This is a genomic window from Kitasatospora sp. NPDC057904, assembly GCF_042887925.1.
Classification (GTDB): domain Bacteria; phylum Actinomycetota; class Actinomycetes; order Streptomycetales; family Streptomycetaceae; genus Kitasatospora.
On sequence record NZ_JBHVOL010000002.1, the window covers coordinates 727,657 to 748,897 of the forward strand.

At 74.0% G+C, this 21,241-nt stretch carries 22 protein-coding genes; 10 read left to right on the plus strand and 12 right to left on the minus strand.

Annotated elements, in window-relative coordinates; genetic code table 11:
• Positions 1 to 4: 4 nt before the first annotated feature.
• Positions 5 to 958 (plus strand): SDR family NAD(P)-dependent oxidoreductase, encoded by a 954-nt coding sequence (locus tag ACFVSN_RS08575; protein WP_387588505.1) that lies wholly within the window; start codon positions 5 to 7, stop codon positions 956 to 958.
• Here the strand turns inward: ACFVSN_RS08575 and ACFVSN_RS08580 are convergent.
• Genes ACFVSN_RS08580 through ACFVSN_RS08595 form a run of 4 tightly spaced genes read right to left on the minus strand, consistent with a single transcriptional unit; the run spans position 946 to position 4,171 of the window.
• Positions 946 to 1,788 (minus strand): hypothetical protein, encoded by an 843-nt coding sequence (locus ACFVSN_RS08580; protein ID WP_380437052.1) that lies wholly within the window; start codon positions 1,786 to 1,788, stop codon positions 946 to 948. The two genes, ACFVSN_RS08575 and ACFVSN_RS08580, sit on opposite strands and share 13 nt — an antisense overlap.
• On the minus strand, positions 1,785 to 3,575 hold the full coding sequence (locus ACFVSN_RS08585) for a GMC family oxidoreductase (RefSeq protein ID WP_387588503.1): 1,791 nt from the start codon (positions 3,573 to 3,575) through the stop codon (positions 1,785 to 1,787). Before ACFVSN_RS08585 ends, ACFVSN_RS08580 begins: the two co-directional genes overlap by 4 nt.
• Positions 3,572 to 3,958, minus strand: coding sequence for a hypothetical protein (locus ACFVSN_RS08590; protein WP_387954150.1), 387 nt, complete (start codon positions 3,956 to 3,958; stop codon positions 3,572 to 3,574). The genes ACFVSN_RS08585 and ACFVSN_RS08590 overlap by 4 nt, the downstream gene beginning before the upstream one ends.
• 18 nt (positions 3,959 to 3,976) lie before the next feature.
• A complete protein-coding gene (locus ACFVSN_RS08595; protein ID WP_387954151.1) occupies positions 3,977 to 4,171 on the minus strand; it encodes a hypothetical protein in 195 nt (64 codons plus the stop codon).
• 109 nt (positions 4,172 to 4,280) lie between these two features.
• Here ACFVSN_RS08595 and ACFVSN_RS08600 point away from each other — a divergent pair, with 109 nt between their 5' ends.
• Positions 4,281 to 5,039, plus strand: a complete 759-nt coding sequence (locus ACFVSN_RS08600) for a G1 family glutamic endopeptidase (RefSeq protein WP_380492307.1) — start codon at positions 4,281 to 4,283, stop codon at positions 5,037 to 5,039.
• A gap of 56 nt (positions 5,040 to 5,095) precedes the next feature.
• Here ACFVSN_RS08600 and ACFVSN_RS08605 read toward each other — a convergent pair whose 3' ends face one another.
• The 3 genes from ACFVSN_RS08605 to ACFVSN_RS08615 all read right to left on the minus strand — a co-directional run bounded on the left by ACFVSN_RS08605 (position 5,096) and on the right by ACFVSN_RS08615 (position 7,870).
• Positions 5,096 to 6,040: a lipase family alpha/beta hydrolase gene (locus ACFVSN_RS08605; protein ID WP_380500659.1), complete on the minus strand. Its 945-nt coding sequence runs from the start codon at positions 6,038 to 6,040 to the stop codon at positions 5,096 to 5,098.
• A 253-nt stretch (positions 6,041 to 6,293) separates the two neighbouring features.
• Entirely contained in the window at positions 6,294 to 6,425 is a 132-nt protein-coding gene (locus ACFVSN_RS08610; protein WP_380500660.1) for a hypothetical protein, read from the minus strand.
• Positions 6,426 to 6,511: 86 nt separating this feature from the next.
• Positions 6,512 to 7,870, minus strand: coding sequence for an erythromycin esterase family protein (locus ACFVSN_RS08615; protein WP_387954153.1), 1,359 nt, complete (start codon positions 7,868 to 7,870; stop codon positions 6,512 to 6,514).
• Positions 7,871 to 8,146: 276 nt separating this feature from the next.
• Between ACFVSN_RS08615 and ACFVSN_RS08620 the strand changes: the two genes are divergently transcribed.
• A complete protein-coding gene (locus tag ACFVSN_RS08620) occupies positions 8,147 to 8,791 on the plus strand; it encodes a DJ-1/PfpI family protein (protein WP_387954154.1) in 645 nt (214 codons plus the stop codon).
• 12 nt (positions 8,792 to 8,803) lie between these two features.
• Here the strand turns inward: ACFVSN_RS08620 and ACFVSN_RS08625 are convergent, their stop codons facing one another.
• The gene (locus ACFVSN_RS08625) at positions 8,804 to 9,970 is read right to left on the minus strand and encodes an MFS transporter (RefSeq protein WP_387954217.1); all 1,167 of its coding nucleotides are present in this window, start codon (positions 9,968 to 9,970) and stop codon (positions 8,804 to 8,806) included.
• Between the two features lie 172 nt (positions 9,971 to 10,142).
• Between ACFVSN_RS08625 and ACFVSN_RS08630 the strand changes: the two genes are divergently transcribed.
• Positions 10,143 to 11,018, plus strand: coding sequence for a winged helix-turn-helix transcriptional regulator (locus ACFVSN_RS08630; protein WP_380437070.1), 876 nt, complete (start codon positions 10,143 to 10,145; stop codon positions 11,016 to 11,018).
• A gap of 10 nt (positions 11,019 to 11,028) precedes the next feature.
• On the opposite strand, the gene ACFVSN_RS08635 is transcribed toward ACFVSN_RS08630, so the two are convergent.
• Positions 11,029 to 11,886 (minus strand): serine hydrolase, encoded by an 858-nt coding sequence (locus ACFVSN_RS08635; protein ID WP_380492442.1) that lies wholly within the window; start codon positions 11,884 to 11,886, stop codon positions 11,029 to 11,031.
• A 101-nt stretch (positions 11,887 to 11,987) separates the two neighbouring features.
• The gene (locus ACFVSN_RS08640; protein ID WP_387588485.1) at positions 11,988 to 12,935 is read right to left on the minus strand and encodes a LysR family transcriptional regulator; all 948 of its coding nucleotides are present in this window, start codon (positions 12,933 to 12,935) and stop codon (positions 11,988 to 11,990) included.
• A gap of 122 nt (positions 12,936 to 13,057) precedes the next feature.
• Between ACFVSN_RS08640 and bla the strand changes: the two genes are divergently transcribed.
• Together bla and ACFVSN_RS08650 are read left to right on the plus strand one after the other, a co-directional pair.
• Positions 13,058 to 14,029, plus strand: coding sequence for a class A beta-lactamase (gene bla, locus ACFVSN_RS08645; protein WP_387954156.1), 972 nt, complete (start codon positions 13,058 to 13,060; stop codon positions 14,027 to 14,029).
• 38 nt (positions 14,030 to 14,067) lie between these two features.
• Positions 14,068 to 15,036, plus strand: coding sequence for an MBL fold metallo-hydrolase (locus ACFVSN_RS08650; protein WP_387954158.1), 969 nt, complete (start codon positions 14,068 to 14,070; stop codon positions 15,034 to 15,036).
• Positions 15,037 to 15,252: 216 nt separating this feature from the next.
• Here the strand turns inward: ACFVSN_RS08650 and ACFVSN_RS08655 are convergent, their stop codons facing one another.
• Both ACFVSN_RS08655 and ACFVSN_RS08660 read right to left on the minus strand, forming a co-directional pair.
• Complete coding sequence (locus tag ACFVSN_RS08655; RefSeq protein ID WP_387954159.1) at positions 15,253 to 16,953, minus strand: DUF885 domain-containing protein; 1,701 nt, start codon at positions 16,951 to 16,953, stop codon at positions 15,253 to 15,255.
• A gap of 158 nt (positions 16,954 to 17,111) precedes the next feature.
• Positions 17,112 to 17,570 (minus strand): DUF5709 domain-containing protein, encoded by a 459-nt coding sequence (locus ACFVSN_RS08660; RefSeq protein ID WP_380437083.1) that lies wholly within the window; start codon positions 17,568 to 17,570, stop codon positions 17,112 to 17,114.
• Between the two features lie 189 nt (positions 17,571 to 17,759).
• Between ACFVSN_RS08660 and ACFVSN_RS08665 the strand changes: the two genes are divergently transcribed.
• From ACFVSN_RS08665 to ACFVSN_RS08680, 4 genes are all read left to right on the plus strand, one after another.
• The gene (locus tag ACFVSN_RS08665; RefSeq protein ID WP_380437085.1) at positions 17,760 to 18,056 is read left to right on the plus strand and encodes a hypothetical protein; all 297 of its coding nucleotides are present in this window, start codon (positions 17,760 to 17,762) and stop codon (positions 18,054 to 18,056) included.
• A gap of 79 nt (positions 18,057 to 18,135) precedes the next feature.
• Positions 18,136 to 18,690 (plus strand): TetR/AcrR family transcriptional regulator, encoded by a 555-nt coding sequence (locus ACFVSN_RS08670; protein WP_380437087.1) that lies wholly within the window; start codon positions 18,136 to 18,138, stop codon positions 18,688 to 18,690.
• A 243-nt stretch (positions 18,691 to 18,933) separates the two neighbouring features.
• On the plus strand, positions 18,934 to 19,971 hold the full coding sequence (locus ACFVSN_RS08675) for an agmatine/peptidylarginine deiminase (RefSeq protein ID WP_380500671.1): 1,038 nt from the start codon (positions 18,934 to 18,936) through the stop codon (positions 19,969 to 19,971).
• Positions 19,972 to 20,034: 63 nt separating this feature from the next.
• Positions 20,035 to 21,237 (plus strand): agmatine/peptidylarginine deiminase, encoded by a 1,203-nt coding sequence (locus ACFVSN_RS08680; protein WP_387954161.1) that lies wholly within the window; start codon positions 20,035 to 20,037, stop codon positions 21,235 to 21,237.
• Positions 21,238 to 21,241 lie beyond the last annotated feature (4 nt).

Below are 21,241 nucleotides of genomic sequence, written 5' to 3' on the forward strand. Positions count from 1 at the left end.
GCGCATGAGCACCCCCATCACCACCCCGTACGGCTTCGCGAGCACCACCAGCGAGATCGCCCGGGGCGTCGACCTCACCGGCCGCCGGGCCGTCGTCACCGGCGCCTCCTCCGGCCTCGGCGCGGAGACGGCCCGCGCGCTGGCCGGGACGGGAGCCGCCGTCACCCTCGCCGTCCGCGACGTCGCGGCGGGCGAGCGCGTCGCCAAGGACATCACCGACGCGACCGGCAACCGCGAAGTGCACGCCGCCCGCCTGGACCTCGCCGACCTCGCTTCCGTCCGCGACTTCACCGCCGCCTGGCAGGGCCCGCTGCACGTCCTCGTCAACAACGCGGGCGTCATGGCCTGCCCCGAGCGGTACACCGAGCAGGGCTGGGAGTGGCAGTTCGCCACCAACCACCTCGGCCACTTCGCCCTCACCACCGGCCTGCACCGCGCACTCGCCGCCGACGGCGCCGCGCGGGTCGTCACCGTCAGCTCCAGCGGGCACCAGCTGTCCCCGGTGGTGTGGGACGACGTCCACTTCGCCTTCCGTCCGTACGATCCCTGGCTCGCCTACGGCCAGTCGAAGACCGCGAACGTCCTCTTCTCCGTGGAGGCCGACCGCCGCTGGGCAGGCGACAACATCACGGCCAACGCCGTCATGCCCGGCGCGATCTTCACCAACCTCCAGCGCCACACCGAGGGCCGCGGCAGCGGCTCCGTCCCGCCCGAGCTCGTGAAGACGGTCGAGCAGGGCGCCGCCACCTCCGTCCTGCTCGCCGTCTCACCCCTCCTGGAGGGCGTCGGCGGCCGCTACTTCGCCGACTGCAACGAGGCCGAGGTCCTGGACCGCCGCGGCGCCCCGCTGCAGGGCGTCGCCCGCTACGCCCTCGACGCGGACAACGCCCGGCGGCTGTGGGACCTTTCGGAGCAGCTGCTCGCCGACGACCTCGCAGGGGCGGGTCAGCGGATGTAGTACGGCCGGTTGTGGGCGGCGACCGGTGCGGACTGGTAGGTCCACACGCCCGCCGCCGGCGCGTCGGCGACGAGGTGGGCGAGGTCGCGGGCGGGCTCCTCGGCTGGGTTGCCGACGTCGAGGCGGACGCGGTCGGCCGAACGGTCGTCCAGGGCGAAGAAGCGGTACGGCTGGTAGACGTTGAGCGGCCCGGCGAGCAGCCGCCCCTCGTCGTCGGTGCCGTAGCCGGTGATCGGCGTGTTGTTGACCGGCTCGGACGCGAGGCCGGCCAAGTCCGCCTCCAGCGACAGCAGTTCCTCCTCGTGGCGCTGGAGCCCGCCGTCGTCGACGGTGGCCCGGCGGCAGGAGACGGACCAACGCTCGTTCACGGAGGGCGCGTTGAGGGAGGGCATCAACGTCTCGAACCAGCCCGCCCGCTTGGGCTCGGCGTAGAGGAGACGCCCGGCGTCGATGGCCAGCGGGTTGTCGCACAGCACGTGCAGCCGGGCGATGCCGAGCAGCTTGGTCTGGTCGTAACCCCGGGCGTACTGCCCGTAGTTCAGCTCGGGCAGGCGTTCCTCGGCGAACTCCGGGTGGGCGACGAGGTTGATCTCCACCTCCTGGGTGATCCCGCCGCCGCCCGGGTACTGCGCGAAGTACAGCTGGTAGTTGAGCGACACGCAGGCCCGCCCGTCGAACAGCGCGGGCACGAGCCCGGGGTGGCGCTTGCGCAGCAGCTCGCGCGCCCGCTCGGGCCCGACCAGGTAGTCGACGCCGATGTTGTGCAGGGCGCCGTAGTGGAAGGGGAGGTAGTACGGCTCCGGCACGGGCGGGAGCGGAAGGCCGGTCATGGCGTCTCCGGGTTCGATGCGGGGAGGAGGGGGGAGGACGGTCCGGTGCGTTCGGCGCCCACCGCGAGCGGGCGGCGCACGTCCAGCAGGTCGAGGTGCATCCGCTCGGCGCTGCGCAGCGCGAGCGCGGCCATGCTGAGCGTCGGGTTGGAGGTGCCGAGGGAGGGCATCGAGCCGCAGCCGACGGCGTACAGGTTGGGGTGGTCCCAGCTGCGCTGCCACTGGTCGACGACGGACGTGCCGGGTGCGTCGCCCATGACGTGGGTGCCGCCGGCGTGGCCCGCGCCCCGGTACCCGTACGCGACTCCCCCGTGCTCGACCCGGCCCGGCCAGCCCGGTCCGGCCGGGTAGGCGGTGTGGTCCTCGGCGCCGAGCAGCGCGAACAGCTGGTCGGACACGGCCCGGGCGGAGGCCATGCCGTCGCGGACGTACGCGGTGAGGTCGTAGCGGATCGCCGGGCGCGGCAGGCCGAGCGGGTCGCGCCGGTCGGGGTCGAGGGTGACGCGGTTGGCCGGGTCGGCGGGCTGCTCCAGCTCGAACTGGAGCGAGAACTGCCGGCCCAGCCGGTCGCCGAGGCGTTCGCGCAGCTCCTTGCCGCGCAGTCCCGCGGCCAGCGCGGCCCGGGCCTCGGACTGCGGGTCTCCCCCGGCCCAGGACCAGCCCCAGTTCCCGATCTCGATGCGGAACGGAGCCCGCCGCTCCCGTCCGGCGCCGAAGCGGAAGGCCTCGAACCCGCTGGTGGAGCCCGGCCCCCGGTAGGGCCCGACCGGGCCCGGCATCAGGCCCCAGGTGAGCAGGGCGGGGTGGTCCATGAGGTTGCGCCCGACCTGGTCGCTGCGGTTGGCGAGACCGGACAGGAGCAGCAGCCGGGCGTTCTCGATCGCGTGCGCGGCGAGGACGACGAGGCCGGCGTCCACGCGGTGCGCCTCGCCGCCGTGCGTCAGGTACTCCACGCCGGTGGCGCGGCCGGTCGCCGGGTCGGCGAGGACGCGGCTGACGACGGCCCCGGTGCGCAGCTCGACGCTCGCGGACCAGCGGGCCTGGGTGCGCCGCGGCGTGTACTTGGCACCGGTCGGGCAGGCCGGGACGCAACTGGCGCTGCCGGCGCAGAGCGGTCCGGTGGCGTCGCCGGGCCGGGTCGGCCGGCCGTTGCGGGCGTGCGGGGTCGCGGTGACGGCGAGGCGGGCGGGCACGGGCACGGCCGGGTCGCGGACGGTGCGACCGTCGAGGTCGCGGGCGAGCCGGCGGTCGAGGTAGGAGGGCGGGATGGCGCGCATCGGGAACTCGTAGCCGTCGGGGAGGGGCAGTCCGACGGCGGTGCGCTGGTCGTCCGCGTCGGCCGCGACGCCGAGTTCGCGTTCGGCGTCGCGGTAGTGGGGCTCCAGGTCGTCGTAGCCGATCGGCCAGTTGCGGCCGTGCCCGAGGTCGGCGGTGCGGAAGTCCTCGGGGTGCATGCGCGGGGTGAGGCCCGTCCAGAGCAGCCCGGTGCCGCCGTTGGCGCGCAGGTAGCCGCTGGCGTAGGGCAGGGGGCCGTGCTGGACGAGGTGGCCGCCGGGCCCGGCGAGGTCGCCGACGTCGGGTGAGGGCGCGTCGGGGTTGTGCGGGTACGCCGAGGTGGGCGGGCCGCCGCCGGCGGCGCGGTGGGCGGCGGCGGTCTCGGCCGCGCCGGGGACGGTGCGGCCGGCTTCGAGCACCAGCACGCGCCAGCCCTGCGCCCCCAGCCGCTGGGCGACCAGCGAGCCGGCGATGCCCGCCCCCACGACGACCGCGTCCCAGCGCGTGCTCACAGTTCCTCGCCTCCCCGGGGCGTGTCGCCCCAACTCCCGTGGCCCGGTGCGGCGGCGCCGGGCGGGTCGGCGTGGAACGTCCGCCACACCAGCGCCCCGTCGTAGGCCCGCGCGGACCCGGGCGACTCCCCCGGCCAGGCCCCGACGTACCAGAGGTGGACGAGCGCGTGCTCGTCCCGCACCCGGTGCGCCAGCACGGTCCGGTGGTGCTCGTGCGCCATCCCGGTGGCCCGCAGCTCCGGCTCGTCGAAGCCGGTCAGCCCGGCGCAGACGCGGAGGAACTCGTCGAAGTCGGCGAGCTCGTCCAGTTCCTCGAAGTCGTCGAGGTCGTCGAGGCGGCCCTCGGTCCCGTCAAGGTCGTCGAAGTCGTTGTCCACGCTCAAGCGGGCACCCCCACGCAGTCACCGGCAGGTGGCCAGGCCATGACACCCGAACCCGCCCGCGATCATCCCGCCTGCGCCCGCCACCGAATCGTCGATATCCGAAACAGTCTGAAACTGGCCGAACTTGATCGCCGGTGGCCTGATCGAGCGTGGCTCGTGGCCACGATGCGACCGGATAGGCCATGCGGCCGCCACGAGGAAGTCCAGGGACATCCAAGGAATCCCCAGGATTTCTTTACCGCCCGGTGACTCATCACCGCCAACCGCCGGCCTTACCGTTGTCGACGCTTGGTCAACTCCACCCCCTCACACAGGAGTAGCCATGTCCATAGCCCGTCGACGCACGTCTCGACGCGCCCTTGTCGCCTCCTCCGCCGCCCTGCTGACCGTCCTCGGCGGCGCGGCACCGGCCCTCGCCGCCACCGCCCCCGCCATCGTCCAGGCACCGCTCGGCCACCACGGCGGCGGCGTGCTGCGCAGCACCAGCAGCAACTGGGCCGGGTACGCCGCGACCGGCGGCAAGTTCACCAGCGTCAGCGCCAGTTGGGTGCAGCCGTCGGTGTCCTGCTCGGGCTCCGACACCTGGTCCAGCTTCTGGGTCGGGATCGACGGGGACGGCAGCAACTCGGTCGAGCAGCTCGGCACCGAGGCGGACTGCTCGGGCGGTTCGCCGGTGTACTCGTCCTGGTACGAGATGTACCCGGCGTACCCGGTGAACTTCTCCAACTCCGTGCGGCCCGGCGACCACTTCACCGCGAGCGTCACCACCAACGGCTCCGGGTCGTTCACGCTCACGCTCTCCGACACCACCCAGGGCTGGAAGCGCAGCGTCAACAAGACCCTGCGCAGCGCGGCCCTGGCCTCCGCCGAGGTCATCGCGGAGGCGCCGTCGAGCTCCACCGGCGTCCTGCCGCTCTCGAACTTCGGCACCGTCGGCTTCAGCGGGGCGACCGCCAACGGCCAGAGCCTGAGCGCCGCGGGCGCGTCGAGCATCACGATGGCCTCGGGCAGCACCACCAAGGCCACCACCTCCGGGCTCAGCGGGGGCAGTGCCTTCTCGGTGACGTGGAAGCACAGCTGACGTAGGGCGTGTCGTCCGGCGCGCCGCCGCTACGGGCGGCGTGCCGGGCGACACCGTCAGAGCAGCGGGCCGAGGACGGGCAGCACCGGCTTGCACGGCACCGGGACGGGGTGCGCCGGGTCGAGCGCGTTGCGGACGTCGGCCAGCGCGACCGGGTCGTACGGGCCCTCCAGGTGGTCGGCGGCGTCGGCCACGCACTGGTCCTGCAGGGTCAGGTTCGTGACGTGCGGCCCGGCCGGCAGGTAGGAGTTGGTGTACGGGGTGACGACCTCGTCGAACCTCGACGCGATGACGGTGTACTCGACGCCCGGGAGGGTCGCGCCGCCCGCGTCGAGCGCGGCGATGAACGGGGAGCCCGCCTCCTGCTCGACGCAGGCCGGACAGGCGGTGTCGAGCACCGCGTTCGCCGGCTCCAGGATGTGCAACTCGGTCGCGAGCACACTGAGGCCGTCCAACGTGGTGCCCTCGTTGAGGGGGGTGATGCCGACGAGCTTGGCCACCTTCGCGGCGCCGCCGTCGTTCTTCAGGTAGTAGCGCGGCAGCACGCCGCCGCCCTGGGAGTGTCCGACGAGATCGGCCTTGGCCGCCCCGGTGGCGGCGAGGACCTGGTCGACGAACGCGGACAGTTGCCGGGCGGAGTCCTCGATCGGCCCGAGGCCCTGCATCGGCGCACCGGGGGCGCCGCCGTAGTCGAACGCGTAGACGCAGTACCCGGCGTTGGCGAGCAGCGGGGCCGCGCCGCGCCAGTTGTCGTTCATGTTCTCGGCCGTGCCGTGCACGAGGACGACCGGCTCCGGGTGCGCTGCGCCGGGCCGGCAGGACCAGTCGTTCGCGCCGGGCGGGGCGGTGTCGGGGGTGAGGAAGCCCGCCGGGAAGCCGATCGCGAAGTGGTACTCGACCGGGTACACCGGGGCGGCTGCGGCCGGGTGGACGGTGGTGGCCAGCAGGCCGCCCGCAGTGACCGCCGCGACCGCGAGCGCCCGACCTCGATTCGCTCTCATGAGGTATTTCCTGCCGTCAGGAATTCTTTCTGCACTTACCGAAAACTATCACCTGCACAAGCATTACGCAGGCCAGAAGCCACCGGTAAGGCAGGCCGCACTCCCGCTGCAAGCAGAGAGTAATCAGTAGCCTCATCGGATATTCATATGGCATGACGGCATTGCGGTCCAGGAATTCCAGGATTCCATTCCGGAATTCTCGCACCCAATTCCGTGACACCCGGTACGGGAGTCCGGGCCCTGCGCCCGGACGTCACGAGACCACCCGCAGCCGCCCCGGAGTCGGCCGCGTCAGCCGGTCGACGTGCGCGGCGCTCTCCGCCTCGGCCGGGAGCAGCACGAGGAGCTGCTGTGCGTCGGCGGCGAGGTCCAGGGTCTCGCGCACGAGCGGCGCTCGGCGTGCGGCTGACGGGGGACGAGACGGCCGCCCCGGAGCGGCCGTACGCGCCCCGGCTGCCGACCGGGTTCCGATCAGCCCAGCTTGTCCGCCTCCCGGACCCGGTGGAGGTGGACGAGCACGTCGAAGGACTCGGCGATCCGCACGGTGCTGAGCGGCACGGGGTACCCGGTGCCGATGCTGCGCAGCGGTCGGGGGGTGTCCAGCCAGGCGCGGGCCGCGGGCGGGGCGCTGCGGACGTCGAGGTAGAAGTCGCCGCCGCGGACCCGGTCGAGGGTCTCCTCGGTGGTGCCGGGCGCGGGCGGGCCCACCGTGAACTTCGTCCACTCGCGGTCCGGGAGCCCGGACGACGCTTGCGAATCCTGGGAGAGGAAGGAGCCCCGGCCGAAGGTCAACCCGACCGGGAGGTACCCGCCGCCGAGCGCCTCGCGCAGGAACCCGCCCTGCGCCTTCGGGTGCTGGTCGGGGTCGTCGGGGACGTACGCGACGTGGCCGTTGTGCGCCGACACGAGCATGCGGTGGCCGGTCTGCCGGTGCCACCAGACGACGTTGTCGGCCATCACCCGGTCGCGGTGGAGCATCGCGGCGCGCAGCGCCCCTTCGTCCTGGAGGTCGACCCCGAGGAACACCGCGGTCTGCGCGATGGAGCGGGCGTGCTGCACGGCCCACGCGAACTCCGCGCCGCTCTGGCTATATTGACTCTCCATCAACTTGAAAGCCACTTCGGCGTTGCCCGCGAGGCGCTGCCGCTCGGCGAGCGGGCGGCGCAGGTAGGCGAAGCTGTCGTCGAGGGGGCGCAGGCCGGCGTACAGCTCGGTGAAGCGCGGCAGCAGCTCCGGGTGCCGGCGCCGGACGTATCCCGTCACCCGTTCGAAGAAGGCGTCCCCGACGCGCGGGGCGCCGATGTCGTCGCCCATGAAGTGGACGCGGCGGCGGGGGTTGCGCCGGTTGTGGTCCCGCATCCACTCGACGAGGTGCAGGAACTCCTCACGCTCCCACGGCGATCCGCCCAACGCGGCCCGCACGACCTGGCGCGCGTCGCCGGGTCCGCCCTGGACGAACTCGTCGACGAGCAGCCCGGCCGGCCAGCTCATCTCCAGGGCGAAGGCGCCGAAGCCCTTCTCCTCCACGAGGTACCGGAAGACGCGCTCCTTCATCGCGAAGAACTCGTGCGACCCGTGCGTCGCCTCCCCCAGGCCGACGACCCGGGCGTCCCCCACCATCGCCCCGAACGCCCGGAGGTCGGACGGGTCCGCCCCCGGCACCGTGGAGCGCAGCGGCCGGGAGGCGCGTAACAGCGCGGCCCGGACCGGCTCCTGCTCCTCCCCCGCACGCGCGGCCGTGGCCGTGGCCGGCACCGCCAGCGCCCCCGCCCCGGCCGCTGCTGCTGCCGCCGCCCGCAGCAGCGAACGCCGCCCGATCAGCCCACCCATGCGCGATCACCCATCCCCGACTCGGCTTCCTGCTCCTGCCGTTGATGATCGCCCACGATCCGTCCGCGACACCCTGGGGCTGGCCTCCGACCTCGCCTGGGGATAGCCCCCCTCCCACGCGATGACGGACCTCGTCATATCCGTGTCCTTGCCGCTGCACCCGGGCCCGGTCACGCTGGAACGGTGAGCAGTTCCCCCGAGCTCTTCCCCCGAGCGCTTCGCCCGGGGTGGGCGCCGGACCGGGGACGACACCACCCCTCCCCGGAAGGCACCCCCATGCGCATCGCCATCCCGATCTTCGACGGCTTCACCGCACTCGACGCCGTCGGCCCGTACGAGGTCCTCCGCATGCTCCCGGAAGCCGACGTCGTCTTCACCGCCGCCACCGCGGGCCCCTGCACGGACGGCGCGGGCCTGCTCCACGTCGTCGCGACGGCCCCCTTCGAGGACGTCACGGAAGCCGACGTCCTGGTGGTCCCCGGCGGCCCGGGCGCCCGCAGCCGCCTCACCGACGAGCCGCTGCTCGACTGGATCCGCCGCGTCCACACCACGACCACCTGGACGACGTCGGTCTGCACCGGCTCCCTGCTCCTCGCCGCCGCCGGCCTCCTCGACGGCCTGGAAGCGACCACCCACTGGAGCGCCGTCCACATCCTGGAGTCCTACGGCGCCACCTACACGCCCCACCGCGTCGTCGAACAACCCGGCGACATCATCACCGCCGCCGGCGTCTCGTCGGGCATCGACATGGCCCTGCGCCTCGCCGAACTGACCGCCGGCCGCACCGCCGCCGAGGCCTTCCAACTCGCCATCGAGTACGACCCCCAGCCCCCGTTCGACGCCGGCTCCTACGCCAAGGCCCCCCAGGCGGCCAGGGACTACCTGGCCGCCCGCTCGTCGTCCCCGACGAACAGGCGGTGACAGCGGGCCCCTTCAGCCCCCGACCGCCTCCGGTACGGGTGAGCCCTTCGCCGTGCGCGGGGCGGTCAGCGGGCCGGCGGCGAAGACGGCCAGGCCGGCGAGGACCGCCAGGCAGGCGCAGGCGGGCCAGAGCAGACCCGGGGTGGACTGGTAGAGGGCGCCGCCGAGCGGGGGTGCGAGGACGGTGCCGCTGGTGGAGGCCCCGGCGTAGAGGCTCTGGAAGCGGCCCTGGTACTCGGGCGGTGCGCTGTCCGCGACGAAGGCCGTCGCCGGGGTCTTGTAGAGGATCTCGCCCGCGGTGACCACGACCATCATCACCACCGTGGTGACGACCGACGCGCCCGCGACCAGCGCCGCGAAGCCCGCGCCGACCAGCAGCAGGCCGGTGCCGATGATCCGCAGCGGCGCCCGGTCGCGCAGCGCCATGGTGACGACCACCTCCAGCGCGAGGATCAGGCCGCCGTTGATCGCCAGCACCGCGCCGTACACGCCGGTGCCGATGCCGTGGTCGGCGAGGAACACCGGCAGGACCGAGTACTGCTGCCGGTAGACGGTGTCCACGACGACGATCGCGGGCAGCAGCACCAGCACCGCGGGCCGCTCCCGGAGCGTCGCCCACAGGCCGCCGCGGGTGACGGTCCGGCCGCTGCGCGGCCCGTCGGCGGTCAGCACCTTGGCGGCGTACGCGGCGAACAGCAGCGACCCGAGCCCGTCGATGCGGAACAGCCACTCGTACGACCAGTGGGTCGCGATGAGCGCGCCGAGCAACGGGCCGATGGTGAAGCCCGCGTTGCCCGCGAAGCGCATCACCGCGAAACCCTGCCGCCGGTCGCCGGGCGGCACGGCCACCGCGACGAGCGCCGAGTTGGAGGCGCGCACGGTGCCGGCGGCGTACTGGAAGACGGGCAGCACCAGGAGCAGCACGGACGTCGGCAGCACCGGCAGGGCGAGCAGTCCGGCGCCGGAGACGGCGGACCCGGTGAGCAGCGTCCGGCGGTGGCCGAAGCGGTCCCCGAACCAGCCGCCGGTGAAGTTGCCCGCCACCAGGCCGAGGCCGCCGGCGCCGGCGATGGTGCCGGCGGCGGCCGTGCTCAGCCCGCGCGGGCCGGTCAGATAGACGAAGAGGTACACGAAGGTGAAAGACACCACCATGTTGGCGAAGCCGCCGGCCGCCAGCATCCAGACGGTCCTCGGCAGCGCCCGCAGCGCGCCCCTGTTCCCCGTGCCGTCCCCGGTCCCGTTCCGCTCGGCCACCCGGCCACCCCCGTAGTCAGTTCCTTTTCGGAACGGACTATGTCAGGCTGACGGGGCTAAGGTCAACGCTGGTGATCACCCCCGGAAGGAGGCCACGATGGTCCGGCGCGGCGGCCCGGCGGACGACAACTGCGCGATCGCCCAGGCCCTCGACGTGGTCGGGGACACCTGGACCCTGCTGATCGTCCGCGACACGGCCCGCGGGCTGCACCGCTTCGAGCAGCTCCAGCAGGAGCTCGGCCTCTCCCGCAAGGTGCTCGCCGAACGCCTGCGCCTGCTCGTCGACTCCGGCGTGCTCGCCCGCGAGCAGTACCAGGACCGCCCGCCGCGCCACGAGTACCGCCTCACCCCGCGCGGGCGCGCCCTGCTGCCCGTCCTGGTCGCCCTCCAGGACTGGGGCGACAGCTGGGTGCTGGGCGACGGCACCCCCACGGCCACCGCCACCGAGCACTCCCGGGAGGCGGAACGCGTCCACGCGCTGCGCGGCACCCGGGTCCCCGACCTGCTGCTCCCGGGCGCGGACGGCCGGGAGCACGATCCCGTCGCCCCGGACGCCACCACCGTCCTGTACTGCTTCCCCGGCGCCTTCGTCCGCGCCGAGTCCTACCCGCCCGGCTGGTCGACGGTGCCCGGCGCGTCCGGCTGCACCCTGGAGTCACGCACCTACCGCGACCACCTCGCCGACTTCACCGCCGCCGGCGCGGCGGTGCGCGGCATCTCCACCCAACGCCCGGACGAGCAGCGCGCGTTCGCCGAAGCCGAGGGCCTGGCCTTCCCCCTCCTCTCCGACCTCGCCCTCGACCTCACCGGCGCCCTCCGCCTCCCCACCCTCCGCGCCGCCGGCACCACCCGCCTGAAGCGCCTCACCCTGGTCGTCGACCGGACCCGCACCGTCCGCGAGGTCCTCTACCCGGTCACCGACGTCGCGGGGAGCGTGACGGCGGCCCTGACCGCGGCCCGCGCGATCCGGTAGGCGGGCCGGGTTACTCTCCCGGGCGTGCCGTCGCCCGCAGGGCGTCGACGGCCAGGCGGGCCGTGGTGCCGATGGCGGCGTCGGCGGCGGGGAGGGTGATGGCGGTGGCGGCGGCGCGGGTGAAGACCGCGAGGGCGTAGCGGCCGCCGTCGGGGTACTCGACGACGCCGACCTCGTGGCGCAGGGTCGGGAGGGTGCCGGTCTTGCCGTGGACGCGGACGTCGTCGAAGGGGAAGCCGGCGGCGAGGCGGTGCGGCCAGACCTGGAGGCCGAGGAGGCGGCGCAGGGCGGCGCCGTGGTCGCCGGGGCAGGCGTCGCCGTGCCAGAGGGCGGCGAGGAGGGCGGTCATGTCGCGCGGGGTGCTGTGGTTGGTGAAGGCGGGGTCGAGGACCCGGAGCCGGGCGACCACCGCCGGGTCGACCGGGGAGTCGGGGCCGGTGTCCTCCACGAGGGCGGCGGTCATGCCGCCGAGCGTGTGGACGGCCACCGTCCGGGTGAGGCCCAGGTCGGCCATGGTGCGGTTGACGGTGTCCAGGCCGACCTCGGCCCACAGCACGTCGGCGGCGGCGTTGTCGCTGACGGCGGCGGTCAGGTAGGCGAGGTCGCGCAGGGAGAGGCGGGCGGCGTCGAGCATGGCCGCGAGGCCCGTCCGTCCCGGGGTGCGGCCGGCGGCGGGGACGTCCACCTGGCGGGTGAGGTCGATCCGGCCTTCCGCGGCCTCGCGGAACAGCGTGACCAGGAGGCAGAGCTTGTGGACGCTCGCGGTGCTGACCGCGGTGTCGGCGCCCACGGCGATCTCGGCGCCGGTGTCGAGGTCGCGCGCGTGCAGCAGGCCGCTGACGCCGGCGTCGGCGAAGGCGGCGGCGATGCGGGCGCGCGCGGCACGGGCGCCGGCGGGGCGGTCGCCGGCCCTGCGGTCACCGGCGGGGCGGTCGGCTCTCGTACGGTCGCTGGGTACGCGGTCGCTGGTCACAGCGGGAACTCCATTGCGGGCCGGGGGTGGAGCGGACGGTTGGGCGGCTGGGGCAGGAGGCCGCCGGGTCCGGTCAGCGCCGCGTGGGCGGCCTCGGCGAACAGCCGGACGGCGGGCCCGCCGCGCCCGGCCGGCCAGGCCGTGGAGGTGCGCCAGGCCAGTGGGGTGCCGGTCAGCGGACGCCAGACTGTACCCGCCGGCGGCGCGGTGCGCGGCGCCAGGGCGACGGCGCTGCCGGTGAGCACGAGCGCGCCGGCGACGTCCGGTCCCGGCGGGTCGACGACGGCCTCCGGGGTGCAGCCGTGCCGGGACAGGGTGGTGAGCACCTCGTCGTACAGCGCCGGGGCCGTGGCGCGGGGGAAGAGCACCAGACGCCGGCCGGTCAGTTCGGCCACCGCCAGCTCGGGGCGGTCGGCGTACGGGCTCCCGGCGGCGAGCAGGACGCCGAGCGGCTGGTGCAGGACCGGCCCGAAGGCCAGTCCGTCGGCCGGGCAGGGGTGACGGACGACGGCGACGTCCACCGTGTGCTGGGCGAGTTCGCGCACGACGGCCGCGACGGGCAGTTCCCGCAGTTCGAGCCGGGTGCCCGGGGACGCGCTCTCGAAACCGGTGAGCAGCGCGGCCAGGGCGGCCGGTCCGAGCTCGGGCGGCACGGCCGCGCGCAGGGTGCCGGCCCGGCCGCTGCGCAGGTCGGCGGCGACGGCAAGCAGACGGGCGGAGCCCTCCAGCACCTCCTCCGCCTCCGCGAGCAGCAGCCGGCCCGCCGGGGTGAGGTCGACCCCGCGCGGACCGCGGTCGAACAGGGTCACGCCGAGTTCGCGTTCGAGGCGCTGGATCCGCTGGGAGAGCGAGGGCTGGGCGATCCGCAGGAGCTCGGCGGCGCGGCCGAAGTGCCGCTCCTCGGCGACGGCGCGGAAGTGGCGGAGGTGCCCCAGCAGGTCCATGGGCAGCAATCATAGGCAATTTCGTATCGATCCCTTCACCATCATGGTCTTGGACTGGAGACCTGACGGGCTGATTGGCTGAGGGCGACGGCCCGCCACCCCACCCGCACTGGAGACCACCCATGCCACCGACGATCCGACGCCTCCCCCGCACCGCACTGCCCGCCGCGGCCCTGCTCGCGGTCACCCTGCTGAGCGGGTGCGGCCACAGCGGCACGAGCGCAGCGAGCGGCACGAGCGGCACGAGCGGCACGAGCGGCAGCACGAACGCCGCAGCCCCGACCGCCACCGCCACAGCCACCGTCGCGGCCACAACCGACGATTCCTTCAAGGGACTTGAGCAGCAGTTCGGCGCCCGCCTCGGCGTCTACGCGCTGGACACCGGCAGCGGCCGGGAGGTCTCCTACCGCGCCGACGAGCGGTTCGCGTTCGCGTCCACGATCAAGTCGCTCGCCACCGGGGCCCTGCTGCGCAAGGCCTCCGACGAGCAGTTGGACAAGGTGGTCGCGTACCGCCAGGAGGACGTGCTGGCGTGGGCGCCGATCACGTCGCAGCACGTCGCCACCGGCATGAAGGTGCGCGACCTGGCCGCCGCCGCCATCCAGTACAGCGACAACACCGCGGCGAACCTCGTCACCGCCGAACTCGGCGGCCCGGCGGCCGTCCAGCAGTCCCTGCGCGAGCTCGGCGACACGACCACCAGCGTCGACCGCACCGAGCCCACCCTCAACGAGGCCACCCCCGGCGACACCCGCGACACCAGCACGCCCCGCGCCTTCGCCGCCGACCTGCGCCGCTACGCACTCGGCGACACCCTCACCGAGGACCGGCGCCGGCTCCTGACCGACTGGCTGGCCGGCAACACGACCGGCGACCCGTACATCCGCGCGGGCGTGCCCTCCGACTGGAAGATCGGCGACAAGACCGGCAACGGTGGCTACGGCACCCGCAACGACGTCGCCCTCGCATGGCCGGCCGGCGGTCGCAGCCCGATCGTCATCGTCGTCCTCTCCGACCGCGGCAAGGCCGGCGCCACCTCCGACGACGCCCTGATCGCCCGGGCGACGAAGGCGGTCGTCGGCACGCTCGGCTGACCCGCCCCCGATTCACCGACCAGAGGAGACCGTTGACGATGCCCCTGTCCCGCCGCCGCCTGCTGGCCGCCTCGGCGACGAGCGCCGCCGTGCTCGGCACCGCCACGCCCCCCGCTGAAGCCCGGCCGTCCGACCGCCGACGCCGCCGCCCCGGACCACCCGGTTCCTCGGGGGTCACCCTGCGCTGGCTGGGCAACAACGGCTGGGAGATCACCTTCGGCGACCCGGCCACCCCCACGACGATCCTGATCGACCCGTGGATCACCCGCTTCCGCACCGGCACCTACACCCCGCAGGGCGCCGACCCCGCCACCCCGCTCAGCGTCGACACCGCCGCCATCGACCGCCTCGGACTGCGCGCCGACCAGATCCTGGTGACCCACGGCCACTACGACCACCTGCCCGACGTCCCGCACCTCGCCGCCCGCACGGGCGCCACCGTGCTCGGCACCGAGAGCCACGCCAACCTGCTGACCGCGCTCGGCGCGCCGCAGGACCAGCTGTCGGTGGTGCGCGGCGGCGAGTACCTGCAGTTCGACGGCTACACGATCCGGGTCGTCGACTCCCTGCACTCGATGACCGGCCCGCGCTCGAAGGTGCCCTTCCCCGGCACCAGGCCCGGCGCGCCGCCGCCCCGCCCGCGCGTGATCTCCGACCTGATCGAGGGCGGCACGCTGGCCTACCTGATCACCGTCGGCAACGACCGGCTGCGCATCCTCGACAGCGGCGGAGCCAACTACGACGCCCGCCACCTCACCGGCCTCGCCCCGGACGTCCTGCTGATGCAGCCCGGCGGGGGCTCCGTCCCGGACTACGTGCCGCGCCTGCTCGACGCCCTCGACCACCCGCCGTACGTCATACCGACACACTGGGACGACTTCGACCACCCCCTGACCGAACCCGCCGTGGACTGGGGCGGCCTCGACGCCCTCGAAGCCGCCGTCCACCGGGCCAGCCCGGAGGCCCGGTTCGTCCGCCTCGACCACCTGGAGTCGTTCACCCCCTGAGTGCCCGCGGTCGTCGATGAGCACTCGTCGACGACTGCGCCAACGCCATCACCGCGCCATCACCGCCGATCGACCGTCATCGAGTACACCGAGTGCTGCCTGCCGACCCGCTTCACCATCGGGTACGACTACGCGCCGTGAAGCCGTGAGGAGTGGGAAGTCGGACCGGCTGACTTCCCACTCCTCGCTCGCCTACGAGGTCGCCTGCGAAGTCGCCTACAGGGCGGCCAGGTTGGCGGTCAGGTCGTCCAGGCCCAGGGAGCCCTGGGAGAGGGCGTGCATGTGCCAGGTGCGGAGGTCGAAGGCGGGGCCCCGGCGGTGGCGGGCGGCCTCGCGGCCTTCCAGCCAGGCGCGTTCGCCGAGTTTGTAGCCGATGGCCTGGCCGGGCCAGCCGAGGTAGCGGTCGATCTCGCTGGTGCGGCGCGGGGCCTCGCTGCCGTGGTGGGCGGCCATGAACGCGTCGGCCAGCTCCGGGGTCCAGCGTTCCCCCGGGCTGAAGCCCGAGTCGGTGGGGATCGCCAGTCGGAGGTGCATGCCGATGTCGACGATCACCCGGATGATGCGGAGCATCTGCTTGTCGAGGTAGCCGAGGCGGCGCGCGGGGTCGGTGAGGAAGCCGAGTTCGTCCATCAGCCGCTCCGCGTAGAGCGCCCAGCCCTCCTTGTTGGCGCTGACGGCGCCGAGGGTGATCTGGTAGGTGCTCAGGCGGTCGGCGGAGGCGGTCCAGCGGGCCGTCTGGAGGTGGTGGCCGGGGACGCCCTCGTGGTACCAGGTGCTGACGATCTCCCAGGTGGGGAAGGTCCGTTGGCCGAGGGTGGGCAGGTAGGTGCGGCCGGGGCGGGTGAAGTCGAGGCTCGGGCCCGTGTAGTAGGGCGCGCCGGAGCTGCCCGGGGGCGCGATCCTGGCCTCGACGCGCCGCATCGGTCCCGAGATGTCGAAGTGGGTGCCGTCGAGCGCGTCGATCGCCTCGTCGATGATCTGCTGGAGCCAGGCGCGGATGTTCTCCTCGCCCTCGATCGCGTGGCCGTGTTCGTTGAGGTGGTCCATGGTGGCGCGGACGCCGGCGCCGGGGAGGACGCGCTCGGATTCGGCCCGCATCTCGGCGGCCGTCCGGTGGAACTCCTCCCACGCCCACGCGTACGCCTCGGCGGGGTCGAGGTCGGCGCCGTTGGCCCAGCGGGCGGAGCGCTGGTAGCGCTCGGGGCCGACGGCGTCCGGGGTGCCGTCGGCGGCGGGCAGGTAGGTGGTGCGGAGCCAGTCGCGGAAGACGTCGACGGCGGCGGTCGCCCGCTCGGCGGCGGTGTCGAGTTCGGCCCGCAGCCCGGCGGGGCCGTCCGCGACGAAGCCGGCGAACCAGCCCGCCCCGCCGTCGAACCGGCCGGTCCAGGCGTCGAGCTGGCCGATGACGGCGCGCGCCTGGCGGGGCGCGCACAGCAGGCCGCGGGTGATGCCCTCGGTGAGGGTGGCGCGGTAACCGTCCAGCGTGCCGGGCAGGTTGCGCAGGCGGCCGGCGACGGCGGCCCAGTGCTCGTCGGTGTCGGTGGGCATCAGGGTGAAGACGCCCCGCACGCGGTGGAGGGGGGAGTTGACGTTGCGCAGTTGGAGGAAGCCGTCGCCGGCGTCGTGCACGGCGAGTTCGGCGGTCAGGCGCTCGCGCAGGAGGCGGGCGCAGTCCCGGTCGGCGGGCTCCTGCGCGCCCGTCTCCTTCTCTGCGGCCTCCTTCTCGGCGGCGTCGAGCACGGCGAGCGTCCGCCGCGAGAGTTCGGCGAGCGCTTCGTGGCCCTCCGGGGAGAGGTCCGGCAGGCGGTCGTCCTCGGGGTGGAGGCCCAATCGGGTGGCGGTGGACGGGTCGAGGGCCGCGACCTGCGCGACGTGGTCGTCGGCGATCCGGCGAGGGGAGTGCGACGTCTCGGGCATCGCCCCATGCTCGCGCACGGGCCCCGCGCTGTCATCGGCGCACTCGGTCGAAGACGGCGGAACACGGCGGAGGACGGCGGAGGGCAGCGGAGGAGGGCGAAACGCGGCGGAAGACGGCGAAACGCGGCGGGAGACGGCGGACGCCGCCCCCGGCCGTCTCAGTCGATGAGCGCCTCGGGGTCGTCGGTGGTGTGCATGGCCGCCTCCTCGGCGCTCGCGGCGCCGCCGGAGATGCCCACGTCCTCGGCGATCATGTCGCTGCGCGAGCCGGAGGAGGCGATCAGCCGGCCGGAGCGGACCTCGCCCGCCTCGGTGTCGATCGGCTCGCCGTCCATGCCGTAGGCGTCGCCGATGCCGTCCCAGTCGGGCGCGGCGACGTCCGGCAGCTCCTCCGCCAGGCGTTGCGCCAGGCTCTCGCGGGTGTGCTGCTCCGCCGCCGTGACGCCGTGGCGTTCCACGGCGAGCGGACGCTCGGGGGGCGCGTAGCCTTCGTCGAGCGCCGATTCGAGGCCGCGGTCGATCAGGGTGTCCTCCGGCTCCAGGGGGCCGACGTCGTCCTGCACCTCCGAGCCGTCGGGCTGGTACACCTGGTCGCCCATCAACGCTTCGTCCGACATCAGGTCCTCCTTCACGGACCACCGACCACCGCGCCGAGCCGTCACCGCCCGTCCGTCGTCACTCCCCCCAGAGTCCCACGCGGCGGCCGGACCCGCAGGGAATGGCGGCCGAGGCGGTGGCAGGCTGGAACCAGGACACCCCAGGACACCCAAGGAACACGTCCCCGAGCCGCACCCGGAGCCGCCCGCATGACCGGCCGCCGCGACGACCTGCACGCCCGGCTCCTGCTCGCTTCCGCCCGTTGGGCCGACCGGGCCGAACGCTGCGCCGCCTGGACGCGCCGGGGTGTGGAGCGGTGCCGCGCGTGGGCCAGGGAGGGCGCGCAGCGGCCGGGTGAGATGGCGCCGCCGTCGTGGTTCGCCATCGCGCTCCCCTTCGGGACCGGGTGGTACCGCGTCGTCGGGGGCCTGGCCCGGACGTGGTGCCGGGTCGCACGCCGCTGCTGCTGGATCCTGGACCGGGCGCTCGGCAGGCGGTCCGACTGACGCGCTTTTCAGGGGGTGGGTCCCGAGCGGCCGCGCCCGGGTAAGGTGGTGGGTCGTGGCCAGTCGTAAAACGTCGATCATGGAAGCAGCCGCGCGGGTGATCGCGCGGCGCGGGGTGCGCGGACTGCGCGTGGAGGAGCTCGCCGCGGAGGCGGGGGTGTCCACGGCGCTGATCTACTACCACTTCAAGGACCGCACCGGGATCCTGCGCCAGACCCTGGAGTTCATCAACGACCGGGCCGAGCGCTACACGACCGAACGGGCCGCGGACGCGCCGCCGCTGACGCCGCGCGAGGAGCTGGAGCAGACGCTGCTGCTGGAGCTCCAGGACTCCGTCGAGGTGCGCGAGAACAGCACCGCGTGGGGCGAGCTGCGGGCGAGCGCGGTGTTCGACGAGACGCTCCGCGAGGACCTGGCGCGGGCCACCCGGATCTGGGTGCAGGAGATCGCCGAACTGCTGGGCACCGTGCGGCCGATGTCGTCGGCGGTGGCCCTGGCCGGCGCCGCCGAGCGGCTGACCGCGCTGCTGGAGGGCCTGAGCGTGCGCTGGCTCAGCGGGAGCCTCCCGCTGGCGCACGCCCGCACGCTCATGGTCGACGCGATCGACGCCGAGGTGGCCCGGCTCGGTTCCTGAGGTCCTGACCGCGCCGAGGGCCCGGCGACGGGCCCGCTGTCGCACTGCGTGCACCACCGTGTCCCTTTGCGTCAGGATTTGCCCAAAGATTTGACTGATTTTTCAGTCAGTGCGAGCCTGAACCCGCAGGCAGGGGTGCTGCCGCCGGCCGCTCCGCGGTGCGCCGGTGCGTTGCGGCGCGAAGAGTGGACCCGGCGGCCCCCGCCCCCTCCCTCGGCACCGTCGCGCGATCTGGAGACCCTCATGAGCCACTACCGTGATGACCGTTCCACCGGGAACTTCCCCTGGGTGCCCGCGGACGACGTGCCGCACGCGCGGACCTGGATGTCCTGGCCGTCCCGGCGGGGCGTGTGGGGCCTGCGCCTGGGCGGGGTGCAGGACGACATCGCGCTGATCGCCCGCACGATCGCCGAGTTCGAGCCCGTGGTCATGTGCGCCCCCGACGACTACACGGCCGGCAAGGCCCGCGCGAAGTGCGGCCCCGCCGTCGAGGTGACCACCGCCATCCCCACCGACGACCTGTGGATGCGCGACATCGCCCCGGTGTTCCGCCGGGACGGCCACGGCGGCCTGGACGCCGTCGTGCTCAACTTCAACGGCTGGGGCAACAAGCAGATCCACGACGACGACGCCCTCGCCGCCGAACGCATCGCCGTGCGCCGCGGCCTGCGCCACACCTACGCGGACTTCGTCGGCGAGGGCGGCGCCGTGGAGACGGACGGCGACGGCACGGTGATGGCGACCGAGAGCAGCCTGGTCAACAAGAACCGCAACCGCGGCATGAGCCGGGACGAGATCGAGGACGCCGTCCTGGACGCCTACGGCGCGGACACGATGATCTGGCTGCCTGGGATCAAGGGCAAGGACATCACCGACGACCACGTCGACGTCACCTCGCGCTTCGTGCGCCCCGGCGTCGTCATGGTGCAGCTGCCGCCCGCGGACCGCAACGACGCCTGGGCCAAGGACGCGCGCGAGCAGTTCGCGATCCTCTCCTCCGCCACCGACGCCCGGGGCCGCCGCCTCCAGGTGATCCCCGTGCACGGACCGGACACCGTCCGCTCGCGCAGCTCGAACTTCGTCGACTCCTACCTCAACTTCCACGTCGTCAACGGCGGCGTCATCACCGCCCAGTTCGGGGACGCCTACAAGGACGCCGCCGCGCGCGAGGCGCTGGCCGCGGCGTTCCCCGGCCGCGAGGTGGTGCAGATCGACGTCGACCGCCTGATGACCGGCGGCGGCGGCATCCACTGCTCGACCATGCACGAGCCCCTGCCGTAGCCCTCCGCCCCAGCCCCGCTCGACCGCCCGTACGGAAGAACCGACCCCAGCCGGAGATCACGCATGCCCACCGACCTGTCCCGCCGCATCCTCCTGCGCTCCCTCGCCGGTGCGGGCGTCCTCGCCCTCGGCCTGACCGCCTGTTCGGACCTCGACGACCCCGACGGCACCGGTGGCTCCGGTGGCACCGGTGGCACCGGCGGCGGCGCCAACCCCGGGGACGGCTCCTCCCCCACGCAGCAGCCGGGCGGCGGCACCGGCGCCCGCCGCTTCGGCGCCGAATGGGACAAGCACGTCCGCACGGTGATGTCCTGGCCCGCGTCCGAGAACGTGTGGGGCGACCAGCTCCCGGACGTCCGCCGGGACGTCGCCGGTCTCGCCCAGGCGATCGCGGCCCGCGAGCCGGTCGTCCTGATGGCCCGCCCCGAGCAGAAGGAGGCCGCGCAGAAGGCCTGCGGCCCGGCCGTCGAGGTCGTGCCGATCCCCGTCGACGACCTGTGGGCCCGCGACACCCTGCCGGTGTTCGTCGAGGAGGGCGGCAAGGTCAAGGGCGTCGACTTCAACTTCAACGGCTGGGGCGGCAAGCAGCAGCGCGGCAACGACTCCAAGGTCGCCCGCACCGTCCTCGCCAAGTACGGCGTCGAGCGGATCGAGACCCGCCTGGTGGCCGAGGGCGGCTCGTTCGAGACCGACGGGCAGGGCACGCTGCTCGTCACCGAGAGCTCGGTCGTCAACGACAACCGCAACCCGGGCATGAGCCGCGACCAGGTCGAGGCGGAGCTCAAGAAGGTCCTCGGCGTGACGAAGGTGATCTGGCTGGCCGGCGTCAAGGGCAAGGACATCACCGACGCCCACGTCGACTGCCTGGCCCGCTTCGTCGCCCCGGGCGTGGTCCTGCTCGACCAGGCCTTCCCCGGCAGCCCGCCGGACGTGTGGTCCCGCTCGGCCGACCAGGCGCGCACGGTCCTCGCCCAGGCGACCGACGCGACCGGGAAGAAGCTCACCGTCGTGGAGCTCCAGCAGCCCGACCCGGACAAGATCACCGGGCGCGGCGACGCCTTCGTCTCCTCGTACATGAACTTCTACGTCGGCTCGAAGGGCGTCTACCTGCCCAGGTTCGGCGACGGCCGGGCCGACGACCGCGCCCAGCAGACCATGAAGCAGTACTTCCCCGGCCGCGAGATCGTCCCCGTGAAGATCGACGCGATCGCCGCGGGCGGCGGCGGCATCCACTGCGCCACGCACGACATCCCCGCCGTCGGCTGACCCG